11 protein-coding genes, 1 rRNA gene and 1 pseudogene are annotated in these 11,709 nt (G+C 35.0%); 2 read left to right on the forward strand and 11 right to left on the reverse strand.

Annotation, left to right across the window (positions count from 1 at the left end):
* The 6 genes from KQI76_RS10885 to bcp all read right to left on the reverse strand — a co-directional run.
* A 16S ribosomal RNA gene (locus KQI76_RS10885) occupies window positions 1-70 on the reverse strand; the annotation flags it as partial.
* Between the two features lie 1,045 nt (window positions 71-1,115).
* Complete coding sequence (gene perR / locus KQI76_RS10890; RefSeq protein WP_216400328.1) at window positions 1,116-1,559, reverse strand: peroxide-responsive transcriptional repressor PerR; 444 nt, start codon at window positions 1,557-1,559, stop codon at window positions 1,116-1,118.
* Window positions 1,560-1,808: 249 nt separating this feature from the next.
* Entirely contained in the window at window positions 1,809-2,369 is a 561-nt protein-coding gene (locus KQI76_RS10895) for a cob(I)yrinic acid a,c-diamide adenosyltransferase (protein ID WP_216400329.1), read from the reverse strand.
* A 1-nt stretch (window position 2,370) separates the two neighbouring features.
* A complete protein-coding gene (locus KQI76_RS10900; RefSeq protein WP_216400330.1) occupies window positions 2,371-3,321 on the reverse strand; it encodes a D-2-hydroxyacid dehydrogenase in 951 nt (316 codons plus the stop codon).
* A gap of 51 nt (window positions 3,322-3,372) precedes the next feature.
* Entirely contained in the window at window positions 3,373-3,567 is a 195-nt protein-coding gene (locus tag KQI76_RS10905; RefSeq protein WP_216400331.1) for a hypothetical protein, read from the reverse strand.
* Between the two features lie 141 nt (window positions 3,568-3,708).
* Window positions 3,709-4,176 (reverse strand): thioredoxin-dependent thiol peroxidase, encoded by a 468-nt coding sequence (bcp, locus tag KQI76_RS10910; protein ID WP_216400338.1) that lies wholly within the window; start codon window positions 4,174-4,176, stop codon window positions 3,709-3,711.
* Window positions 4,177-4,771: 595 nt separating this feature from the next.
* Between bcp and KQI76_RS10915 the strand changes: the two genes are divergently transcribed.
* Window positions 4,772-5,839: an FUSC family protein gene (locus KQI76_RS10915; protein ID WP_216400332.1), complete on the forward strand. Its 1,068-nt coding sequence runs from the start codon at window positions 4,772-4,774 to the stop codon at window positions 5,837-5,839.
* 73 nt (window positions 5,840-5,912) lie between these two features.
* Here the strand turns inward: KQI76_RS10915 and ntdP are convergent, their stop codons facing one another.
* The 4 genes and pseudogenes from ntdP to mutY all read right to left on the reverse strand — a co-directional run bounded on the left by ntdP (window position 5,913) and on the right by mutY (window position 8,922).
* Window positions 5,913-6,446, reverse strand: a complete 534-nt coding sequence (ntdP, locus tag KQI76_RS10920) for a nucleoside tri-diphosphate phosphatase (protein ID WP_216400333.1) — start codon at window positions 6,444-6,446, stop codon at window positions 5,913-5,915.
* A 388-nt stretch (window positions 6,447-6,834) separates the two neighbouring features.
* Window positions 6,835-7,095: pseudogene (locus KQI76_RS10925) on the reverse strand (transposase); the annotation flags it as partial.
* 476 nt (window positions 7,096-7,571) lie between these two features.
* Window positions 7,572-7,748, reverse strand: a complete 177-nt coding sequence (locus KQI76_RS10930) for a gamma-type small acid-soluble spore protein (RefSeq protein WP_216400334.1) — start codon at window positions 7,746-7,748, stop codon at window positions 7,572-7,574.
* 115 nt (window positions 7,749-7,863) lie between these two features.
* Entirely contained in the window at window positions 7,864-8,922 is a 1,059-nt protein-coding gene (mutY, locus tag KQI76_RS10935; RefSeq protein WP_216400335.1) for an A/G-specific adenine glycosylase, read from the reverse strand.
* A 145-nt stretch (window positions 8,923-9,067) separates the two neighbouring features.
* Between mutY and KQI76_RS10940 the strand changes: the two genes are divergently transcribed.
* A complete protein-coding gene (locus tag KQI76_RS10940) occupies window positions 9,068-10,048 on the forward strand; it encodes a metal-dependent hydrolase (protein WP_216400336.1) in 981 nt (326 codons plus the stop codon).
* A gap of 660 nt (window positions 10,049-10,708) precedes the next feature.
* Here the strand turns inward: KQI76_RS10940 and recX are convergent.
* Window positions 10,709-11,524: a recombination regulator RecX gene (gene recX / locus KQI76_RS10945; protein WP_216400337.1), complete on the reverse strand. Its 816-nt coding sequence runs from the start codon at window positions 11,522-11,524 to the stop codon at window positions 10,709-10,711.
* Window positions 11,525-11,709: the final 185 nt, after the last annotated feature.

Below are 11,709 nucleotides of genomic sequence, written 5' to 3' on the forward strand. Positions count from 1 at the left end.
CGCGCTCGACTTGCATGTATTAGGCACGCCGCCAGCGTTCATCCTGAGCCAAGATCAAACTCTCAATAAAATTGTTGAGTTGTTCTACTCTCATTTGAAGCACTAGCTTCTTCTTACTTCTTTTCTTAACTTTCTTGGTTGTTTGGATTCAGTTTTCAAAGATCAATTGTTGCTGTCTTTTTTTGCGACAGCTTTTATAGTATATGATAATCAGTTTGTATTTGTCAACCCTTTTTTTAAAATTATAAATTTACTTGTAACTAAATCGATAATACAAACAGATCAATCTTAGCATATATCCTATTTTATAAATAATATTTCGCTACTCTTCTTTCGAGCAACGTTTATTACTATACCATGTTTTTTTATTTTAGCCAATCTTTTTTTAATAAAATTTAAAAAACAATTCAATAATAGTTCTTGAACTTCCCTCAAGGTCCCATAGTTCCACCCCTTGATTGAGATTTTACTTTATCTGATCTTCGTTAGAAAACTTCTACTTTCAATTTTGTTGAAAGTTAAATACCAAAGAATTCAATCGAGTCTTGTAGTTGATCAAATATCTCTTCACCCAGTAGTAACTTTCCTTTCTTTACTTATCTCCCTTCTATAATTGAAATCGAAAGTATTTTAGAATGAAAAGTTAATATAAAAAAGCCCAAATAGGATTGATCCTGTCTAGGCCCTTATTAGGCTTTTAATTTAGTAAACAAGTTGGTTAAAATAATGAGGATTAATCTGGGGTGTATTCTCTAATAACATGATAGCAAAAAAATCAATATAGGATCAAGTGTTCGTATTGTGTTTTCTGTGAAATAATGAGTGATTATTTATCGCAGTGTAACTATCAATAAGACTCACACCTTTAGCATTTTGGGAAACTAAGAAGTGTAAATGGGGGATGGGGGAAGGCAAACTAAATCCATCAGGTCCAGTGATAAGTTCTGCATGATCTAGGTCCTAAAGATCAACCCCCACCGATTGAAGTTTCACTTTATTTTGTTAGACCAGCAATTGCAGGAAGTCAGCGAAGGACAAATTCCAATCTTCGCCCAAAAAAGAAGAGCCTCACTATTTTACTTAAATAAAAATAGCGAGGCCCTTAAATTCATTAATTAATGAGTTGTTTGACAATTTGGACAGATCCCGTAAATTTCCATACGATGATGGCTGATCTCAAAACCAGTTACCTTATCGGCTAAAGACTCTACTTCATCTAAAGTTGGATAATAAAAATCTACAATTTTACCACAGGACTCACAAATGACATGATAATGCTTAGATGTTGAATAATCAAAACGACTTGAAGCATCACCATAGGTCAACTCTTTTACAAGGCCGATTTCTTTAAATACACGTAAATTATTGTAAACGGTGGCAACACTCATGTTTGGAAATTTACCTTCCAAAGCTTTGTAAATCTCATCAGCTGTTGGATGTGTCTTAGCATTAACAAGAAACTCGAGAACTGCAAAACGTTGTGGTGTTATACGTACTGCCGATTGTTTTAATCTTTCGACAGCTTCTTGAAGTTCATTATGTTCATGATGCTCGGGCATAACCACCCACCTCACTTTCATTAAATTAATTCATGGTTGTTTTAATAACACTATCGTCCATAATCCCAAAAGTTTATTAAAGATTAGTATGTTAGTTAAAAACAATCCGGTTATTGTTTCAGTTTACATAAGTCTTGTTATTCATTAATTTCAATTATTACTTTATAATTCTTATAATTAGTTTAACCATAAATTGTTCTAATGTCAATAAAACAACCTTATTGTTTAATAAAGCAAGATGGATTTTTATTAATTTATTTCAAAAGTTTCCTCTTCAAACGCACTAAATTTATTCACATATCTTGCACTAACAAATAATAGGTCAGATAAGCGATTCAAAAAGACTAATACTAGTGGATTAATCTCATCTTTTAAACCTACAACCAAACGCTCTGCCCTTCTTACAATTGTTCTGGCATGATGTAACATCGCGCTCGTTTGATGACCATTAGGTAAAATAAACTGCGTTAGTGGTGGGATTTCCTTTTCCCAATTATCAATTGCTTCTTCAATATTGTCAATATGCTTCTCGTTGATTTTCCAAGGTACCTCTTTCCCTTTCGGTGTTGATAATTCCGAGCCAACATGGAAAAGTAATGTTTGAATTTCCTTCATCAAAAGCAGAAATACCTTCCGCTCCGATATAGACCATGAAATCCCTTGATCAATTGTACTTAGGGCAACACCAATAACCGCATTAGCTTCATCACATGTCCCGTACGCTTCAACGCGTAAATCATTTTTGTCCACCCTTTCACCGTAGATCAAAGATGTCTTTCCTTGATCACCTGTTTTCGTATATATTCGCATATCAATACCCCCTATCAAGGTTAACCTTATTCGTAGTAACAGATCGATCTTTTATAAAACTTACTAAATTCTCACGAAAGATTTCTACTGCTCGAGGAATATACTGCTCTGACTTACCAGATATATGCGGCGTAAGCGTTACTTTATCATGGGTCCATAACAAGCTTTCATTAGTCAAAGGCTCTACTGGAGTTACGTCCAAAATTGCATGACTGATTTGATTATCATCCAATGCTTTTAATAGTGTCTTTTCGGTAACCGCATCTCCTCTCCCCATATTTAAAAATATTGCACTATCCTTCATCCATTTAAAATGTTCATCTTGATAATATTCTTTAGTATCTATCGTACTTGGTAAAATAGATACTACGAAATCAGCATCTTTTAATGCGATTTTTAGTGAATCTTTTTGATAAACATAATCAAAATTAGGTCGTAATCCACCAGAATTTGTTACCGCGATCGTTGTCATTTGAAAGGCTTTGGCCAAGCGTGCCAACTCCTCACCAATTGCACCAGCACCTACGATCGTTAAAGTCCGACCTGTTATCTCATGTGTTTTTACAGTTTGATCCCAAATTTTACGACTTTGATTTTTAGCAAATGTCAAATGGCTTTGGTAATTGCTTAATAACATTGCTAAAGCATATTCAGCCATCGATATTTTATGTATTCCTCGAACATTGGTCATCAGTATGTTTCGTTCTTTAATGTATCTGTTTGGCATTTGATCTATTCCAGCTGACATGACCATAATCCACTTTAATTGTTCAGCTTGTTCAATATGTTTCTCTTCGATGTCACTTCCATATGTGATTAACACATCCGCTATGGGTAAAAAGCTACTTGCCTGATCAATATTTTCCATAAATTTAAAGTCAACGTCGATAAAATCGTTCTTAAGTTGTTTTTCTATATCTGCAGTTAATCTTGTAGTAGATAGAATAAGCATAAAAAACCCCTCACTAATATATATTCTGATATTTCCCAATAAAGTAAAGCTTCAATCAGCAGAGATTGGGCCTAGGAGACCTAGGTCATGCAGACTTACCACAGGATTCGGCAGATTTAGTCTGCCTTCCCCTATCCTCCACTGATTGGTACTGGGACCACGATTACTCGTCCCACCGATAACACTTGTTAATACCACAAGGGTATGACCTAAAGGCCCTTGAACTAATCGTGCCCCTACTGTCACTTGATCCCCACCTACAATCCTTAGTTTCATTCGAATGCTTGATGCGGGAGCCTTATTGATAGTTGTACCGCAAAAAAATAACACTATTATCAACTGAAAGCGCCAGTCCTAATGATGTTAGAACTAGCGCCATTTCACTCGTTAATCAATTTCTTTAATCGCTTGTAAAACCTCATCAACATGTCCATCAACTTGGACATCTAAAAATGCCTTTTTTATAATACCTGATCGATCAATTACAAAAGTAGAGCGTTGATTACTATAATATTCATGGCCTGCCTTCACTTTCACTTTACAAACGCCAAACTCTTCTGCCAATTGATGTTTTTCATCAACAATAAGAGTATAAGGTAAGTCATGCTGCTCTTTAAATGACTCGTGACTTTCCTTAGAATCAGGACTGACTCCAATGATAGTAGCATTTAATTGATTGAACTTTTCATGGTTGTCGCGGAATGAACATGCTTGGGCTGTACAACCCGGTGTATTATCTTTTGGATAAAAATACAATACAACAATCTCACCCTTAAAATCAGGTAATGATATTCTTTCACCTTCACTCGTTATTAATGGTAATTTAGGAACAGAATCGCCCACTTTAATCATAATGATCAGCCTTCCTTTCCTTTAATTGTATTAAAATCAGCATAGCCAATTTCATAATAATTGACAAGTTTTCTGCTTTCCATTCTTGCAAGAATACATGGACTGAAAATTGCCAAAGACATTAATAAAATATACCCATTTGGAGATTACTTCAAACTCTTAACTTAGATACTATTATATAAACATATAAACTTGTTGAGACATGATCTCAAGTCAATTTTCTATTCAGTGAGTCATTGAATAACAGTTAACATATTAGCATTGAGTTGAACTTTATAATAATCTATAATATAGTTTGAATTATTAAGAATTCATCGAAATTAAGATCTGGTACTATTTTTCAGATTTTTATATAAAATTAAGAATATTTATTAATTTTTGAATTGATAATCTATTCAGACTATGCTATCATAATTTTGAAATTTATTTTTCAACTCATGCTTTACTTGTCAATTTGTATGACTTCCCTTCAAAGCATGAAATTTGGCCTTTTCTGAGTGTATCTCATTAAGGGTCCTTTTTTTGTTTAGTTGTGTTCTGTAAAGGAAATAACGTATTATAAAGAAGCAGCTTCTTAATTTAAGGGAGGTCACCTCAAATGAAACTAGGAGCTAGAATGTTTAAAACAGGATTAGCCGTCGCTATCGCATTATATTGTGCTTCATTACTCGGTTTCCCATCAACCGTTTTTGCAGGATTTGCGGCTGTATTTGCGATTCAGCCTTCTATATATCAGTCTTTTAAAATAACAATTAAACAGCTTCATGCTAACTTTATTGGCGTCACTACAGGGATTATTCTTTTTTATCTGTTGGGAAATGAACCGATTGTCGTAGGGATTTCTGTTGTAATTGTTATCATCCTTTGTCGCTTTTTCAAGTTAGAAAAAAGTGCAGTCTCAATTGCGCTGATTGCGGTTATCTCAGTAATGGAAACAACGTCAATGGAAATATACCAATTCGGTATATTGCGCTTTTTATCACTGATGCTTGGGATTCTCTCTGCTTTCGTTGTCAATCTTGTGTTTATACCGCCTAAATATGAATCAACACTATTCCAACATATTGAACAAGTAACAGCAGAAATTTTACAATGGTTAAGAGTCACCATTCGACACTTATCAGATGACCCCTCTTTAAAGAAGGAAATGCAACGTATTAATATTGAGTTAAGACGAATGGATGAACTGTATTTACTTTTCTCAGAGGAACGAATCTATCTGCAAAAAAATAGATTGATGCGAGCTCGGAAACTTGTTTTATTTAGACAATTAATTAAGGTGAGTCATGCTAGCTTTGATCTATTAAAAACAATTCAGATCGTTGATAATCGAACAAATATGATTCCAAAGGATATCCAAACTAATCTAGTTCAGGAAATTGATTTTGTTATTCATCGGCACGAACACATGTTATTAAGCTTTATCGGCAAAATTAAACGATATGATCAAACAATCGCAAAATCTTCAAATATCCAGGAGTTTATCGATGCATTACTGAATTTATACAAAGAAAATGAAAGTGATTATTTAATTTTCCTCCCTTTAGCAACTAAATTAGTGACTTATGACCGTGAGCTTTCTCATTTACAATCTTTACTAAATAGCTATGATCATTTTCATTCTGACGAGAAGTTTAAGATTATTCCCAAGCGTGACTTAGACTGATTTTTATGAAATGGGTAGCAAAAAAATAACCTATACTCAAAATGATGAGTGCATAGGTTATTTTTTTAGGAATTTAATATGAACGATAAGTCAAAAATAGCTCGTACCATTGTTCGACATATTCAAATGAAAACGGCCCTTTTCTTTGTCTAATCATTTGGATTAAGTAATCAACATTATTTCGTAAAATTTGATCCAAGACTTGTGGATAGTTCATTAGTTCTCGATGTAGATGATACTCGTCTTCATCAAGTAATGTGTAGGTCATATCCGGGAAAACCTTGATATCAAGATCATAATCAATATATTTAACCGCTCCAGATTCATATACAAAAGGCGAACTGAGATTACAGTAATAATGAATACCATCTTCTCTAAGCATACTAATTACATTAAACCAATGCTTTGAATAGAAAAAGCAAATTGCTGGTTCTCGTGTAACCCAATCTCGACCATTACTTTCCATCACCTGCGTCCGGTCATTGGCACCAATTACCCGTGTACTCGTTGCCTTTAAAATAACATTCTCTTGCCAAATACGATGGAGCTGTCCATTATGCTTATAGCTATATATTTTTATAGGTGAACCTTCTTCTGGGACAGCCATTATATCAACCTTTCTATAACTAAAACTACCTTAAGTATAACTTTTATTCGATTGAAATAAAAATATTTTGACCTTTTTAATCTAAAGTTGATATGGCGATCAAGTCTTTTCAATTGGTAAATGTAAAGAGTAATCTAGCTGAATGGTAATTATTAATCGACTTTTCTTGTCAAAAAAGAGGCTGGGACATAACTAACCAAAAAATGGTTTCAAGTATTAAAAATTGCTTAAAACCATTTTTTGTTGGACTTTTCCTTTTTCTATTATTGGATTGTTGCTTCTGGCGATAAACTTCCTCATGTTCATCGCCATCAATGCAAATCCCAATTCACTTTTCACTTTCTCTTTGCATCGCATGGAAAAATGCGAGAAGCATAAATTGGCCTTCAAGAAGTCGAACGCTGTCTTGTAATAAAGCTTCTATTTTGCAGCCTGAAAAGACAGACTGCGTGTACCCACACAATATAATTTTCAGCATCATCCTTGGATGATAGGCGGAATAACCAGGTTGGCGTAAGAAATCTCCAAAAGTTTTATCCGGAATACTCTCTACTAAATCGTGAATCGCAAAAGCAATATCATTTTCCTTTTATTTAACTTCTAAGCCTGACGGCAAAACAACTTGATTCATGGTATAATGTTTAAACATAAGAGCACCTCCGTAGATTATTGTGTCGATACTTTAATTTTACCCAAAGGTGCTCTTTTTGTTGACTCTCTTTTATCGATATATTCAATTTATTATACATTTAACAAAGCGCCCAGCCAATGTTTGGAACGGCGGATGGCGACTCCAGCGGGAACAGAAAATGGTCTTCGGTGGGACGAGTAACCGCAGTCCCAGTCCCAGCCCCAGTCCCACGAGTCCGAAAATCTTTATTGCGACACGGTAGTGGAGCAATAGGGAATGTTAGACTAAAATCGCCACATCCTGTGCGCCCGAGGCCCTATCCGCGGAAAGCGTCCACTCAGCGTGTAAATCACGGAGTGACACCTCAAAACATTTAAGAGGTGATGATTCTATTTAAATGATGATCATAAGAAAAAGGAATCCAGTATCAACTGAATTCCTTTTTCATTTTAGCTGAGTTATGTCCCAGTCTCTTTCACAATTATGAGTTACTGTTATTGCTTATTTTGTTGCGATTTTTTATTTTGTTGTTTAACACGTTGTGTGTCAGTCTCAGAAGCAAACTCAGTTCCATATTGTCCCTGACCTTGTTGTGCTTGTTGATTTTGACGTTTTACTTCTTCAGCGTTTGTTTTACTTTGGTTATGGTTTTGATTTTGGTTTCTAGCCATTCGATATCACCTCCACAAGGTTTAATGTAACCAGTTTTAAAAAGGCTATTCAAAAAATAAAATAAATCTGAGGAGCCTTGATATCAATCAGCTGATCAAAACAAACCAAAGCAAATTACAATTGATTAATTACTTTTTGATGCGGAACAGGAAAAGGATATTTGGCTAACTGGTCTAATTTAACTAACCTCTGATTATCACTCTTCATATGAATCGTATCTACCTTTAAATGGTATACATCAAGTGACCAAGTAAGGTGTGAAAAAATATGTTTAATCGATTTTAGTTGATTAATCTCCTGAACATCTATTTGAAATATTTCTTCTACAAATGGAAGGATCAAACTTTGATCTAGCTCTTTTTGTTCAACCATCGGGAATTGCCAAAAACCTGCTAACAACCCACTTTCAGGTCGTTGTTCAATTAAAATTTCCCCTGATTTATTTTCTAAAACAAACACATAATAATAAAAAGGGATTTGTTTTTTGGCTTTTGATTTAACAGGATAATTAGACTGGGAATTTTGCTGATAAGCTCGGCAAAAGGATTGAATGGGACATAGTTCACATTGAGGGTTTTTCGGTCGACAAATTAATGCCCCTAATTCCATTAACCCTTGATTAAAACTGGAGGGATCCTCCTCCGAAATAATATCCCTAACTAACGATTCAAATATCTTTCTTGATTTGGCTTTTGCAATATCTGCATCTATTTCAAAAACTCTAGAAATCACGCGCATGACATTCCCATCGACTGCTGGTTCAGGTTCATCATAAGCGATACTCATAATTGCACCTAGTGTATAGGGGCCAACTCCTTTGAGTTTACTCAGTTGTTCTCGATCTCGCGGTACTTCACCATGATATTTCTCTTTAACTTCCTGAACAGCCGTATGTAAATTTCGCACTCTTGAATAATAACCTAGACCTTCCCAAGCTTTTAGAACTTCTTGTTGATCAGCATCCGCCAAAGTATTTGGATCAGGGAATTGCTCAATAAAATGTTCAAAATATGGAATAACTGTATCTACTTGTGTTTGTTGAAGCATAATTTCAGATACCCATACTTTATAAGGATCTTGATCCTCCCGCCAAGGCAGCTGTCGTTGATTAAGCTTAAACCACTCGATTAAAGCTGTTTGAAAGGCCTTTTTATTAAAAGAACTTGTCTTCATTACTTTCACCCTTTATTTCTGTTATCGTATGATTATTAAAGTAATGTTTAATCTGGCTAAAAAATGGCTAAAAATAAATATAGATTGTTTTCAACTATGTTAGATTATATAGATAACTTATAATAATTGAAAGAGGCGAGCGATAATGGATACCGGTACACACATTGCAATGGGGATCGCACTTGGTGGCATAGCTACAATCGACCCTGTTGTCCAGCAAAATCCGATATTTTTCGGTGCTATTATGACTGGAACAATCATAGGCTCACACGCACCTGACTTTGATACAATATTAAAATTAAAAAATAATGCCGTTTATTTACGACATCACAGAGGTATCACTCATTCAATTCCATTGATGATTTTTTGGGGATTATTAATTTCAAGTATTATTCATTTCTTTGTTCCGGAGTTACCTTTTTTAAACATATGGGGATGGACCACTTTAGCGGTATCACTTCATATTTTCGTTGATCTATTTAATGCCTACGGTACCCAAGCTTTTAGGCCGTTTACAAATAAGTGGATTGGACTTGGCTTTATTAATACCTTTGATCCCGTTATTTTTTCCGCACATATCATTGGTATCATTATCTGGATATTAGGAGCAGATCCTGCAATAACTTTTATCACTATCTATTGCCTACTTTTTTTCTATTACTTGAAGCGCTATTGGCAAAAGAAAGTCCTTGAACGAAAAATACGGCGATCTTATTCTAATATTGAGGGAATCTTTACTTCACCGACAATTAATCAAAAAATTTGGCGGTTGGCTGTTACAACTAAAGATAAGTTCTATGTTGCGCGGGCTATCGATGGTAATATTCAAATTGTTGACGTATTTGATCGGAAGCCTTTGCCAAATAATGAATTCATTAGAGTAGCTAAATCAGATCCTAATGTTTCCGCTTTTTTATCCTTCTCAAAAGTATATCGCTGGGAGCTAACGGAAGGTCAGGACTACACTGAAGTAAGATTTATCGACTTACGCTATCGCTCCAAAGACCACTATCCCTTTGTAGCTGTTGTCAAAATAACGAAAGACTATCAAATTCTAAAGTCTTATACTGGTTGGGTATTCTCTGAACAAAAACTCCAAGATAAATTACTAATTGAAGATATCTAGAGGCCTAGACAAAACCCGGCTAAAAATAAAAAAGGATTCAGTAGATGAACTACTCCCCCTAAAGTAGGCACTAAAAAAAAGAACTACTTTAGGGGGAGCATATCAAGATACTGGATTCCTTTTTCTTATGATCATCATTTAAATAGAATCATCACCTCTTAAATTTTTTGAGGTATCCCTCCGTGATTTACAGTTTGGGTGGACGCTTTCCGCGGGTGTAGCCTCGGGCGCACAGGATGTGGGTCAGTTAGACGTTGCCACAGGACGTGGCGGTTTTAGTCTAACAATCCTTATTACTCCACTGCCGTGTCGCAATAGAGACTTTCGGATTCGCACTTTTCCCTCCGAAATTGCACCCGACCTATCAATCACCTGGTTGGCAGTTTTGATAATGGATCATAAATTGATTATTTTGATAAAAAAAGTCAACAAAAAGAGCGCCTTTTAGTATTCCGAAATGAAAAATAAGAAAGCTAAAAAGCTTACGAGCGAGTAGAAGCTTTTAGATGAGAATACAGGCGATAGCTATCGTAAATGTAAAATAGATGTTGGGCCCTTCTTCAGGTTCTTGAAAGCTAATTTGGGGTTTTACCGGTTTATCTTTAAGATGTAAATCCAAAGTACAAAATGAAAGAGGATTTGCCTTATTTCATCTTTTGATTAATCGATATTGACAAATTGATCAATAAAGCGTTCAATTTCTCCCTGATCAAAACCCCTTTGATAAAGTGCACCTTTTACCTTTTGAATGAGTTCATAACCTTCGGCCTTCGAATGATATCGTCTTATAGCCTTTTCTCCCTGGTAAACTAGAGAACGCCATTCATGTTCTTCATCTTTTTTTAACTGGATGGATTGGAAAGCACGCTCAATCACCGACTGATCAAAACCTTTTTGGCTGAGTTGTTGTTTCATCTTAATGATCGCTTGTCGATGTGAATGTCGTGAAGTTTTCTTCGTCTGCTTGATCAACCATTTTTCAATAAGCTCCACTTGCTCTTCCTCTGGATACTTCATTAATGCTTGATCAATTTGATCAGAAACGACTCCTTTTTGAATCAGCTCACGTTTAATTTGTTCTGGACCTTTAAATGTAGTTTTTACCTTTGTGGATACATAGGCATCAGCAAAAGCTTGATCATCTAAAATTTTTTCCTTTTTCAATCGATAAATGATAAGATCGATTTGCTCCGGTTCTATCCCTTTGTCTATTAAATACTGGCTTAATTCTTTAGTCGACCGCATCCGATATCCTAAATATATTAATGCTTGATTATAACCTTTATGAAAGTTATCTTTTGCCACTAGTGCTTCAATTTGTGCTTGATTTAATTCTTGGCCTTTCTTTAATCCTTCATTAATTAATGTTTCCTCTTCAACGCTGAATGCGTAACGTTCATCTGTCCTATCTTTGATAAAAATATTATAGCGATGTTTATTCCCTTTCTGTAATACTATCCTTGTGACTTTTGACACCTAGATCACCTCTTCCAATCATTATATCATGTTATCTAGCCCCCCAAAAAAAGATAAGGTTAACAGGTATGTGTCAATATTTTCTCGATGTTGTTTTCATAACAGTAAGTTAGACACTCTAATATTGTACACCATTAGCTACCGCGCTTCGCTTGCTCGCCGTTTAGGTAGTGTGACGTTATTAA

This window comes from Amphibacillus sp. MSJ-3 (assembly GCF_018919165.1).
Taxonomy (GTDB): domain Bacteria; phylum Bacillota; class Bacilli; order Bacillales; family Amphibacillaceae; genus Amphibacillus.

Excerpts from the sequence above, each read along its gene's own strand:
- perR (WP_216400328.1), bottom strand. The coding sequence starts at position 1,559 with ATGCCCGAGCATCATGAACATAATGAACTTCAAGAAGCTGTCGAAAGA.
- KQI76_RS10895 (WP_216400329.1), bottom strand. The coding sequence starts at position 2,369 with ATGCGAATATATACGAAAACAGGTGATCAAGGAAAGACATCTTTGATC.
- KQI76_RS10900 (WP_216400330.1), bottom strand. The coding sequence starts at position 3,321 with ATGCTTATTCTATCTACTACAAGATTAACTGCAGATATAGAAAAACAA.
- KQI76_RS10915 (WP_216400332.1), top strand. The coding sequence starts at position 4,772 with ATGAAACTAGGAGCTAGAATGTTTAAAACAGGATTAGCCGTCGCTATC.
- ntdP (WP_216400333.1), bottom strand. The coding sequence starts at position 6,446 with ATGGCTGTCCCAGAAGAAGGTTCACCTATAAAAATATATAGCTATAAG.
- KQI76_RS10930 (WP_216400334.1), bottom strand. The coding sequence starts at position 7,748 with ATGGCTAGAAACCAAAATCAAAACCATAACCAAAGTAAAACAAACGCT.
- mutY (WP_216400335.1), bottom strand. The coding sequence starts at position 8,922 with ATGAAGACAAGTTCTTTTAATAAAAAGGCCTTTCAAACAGCTTTAATC.
- KQI76_RS10940 (WP_216400336.1), top strand. The coding sequence starts at position 9,068 with ATGGATACCGGTACACACATTGCAATGGGGATCGCACTTGGTGGCATA.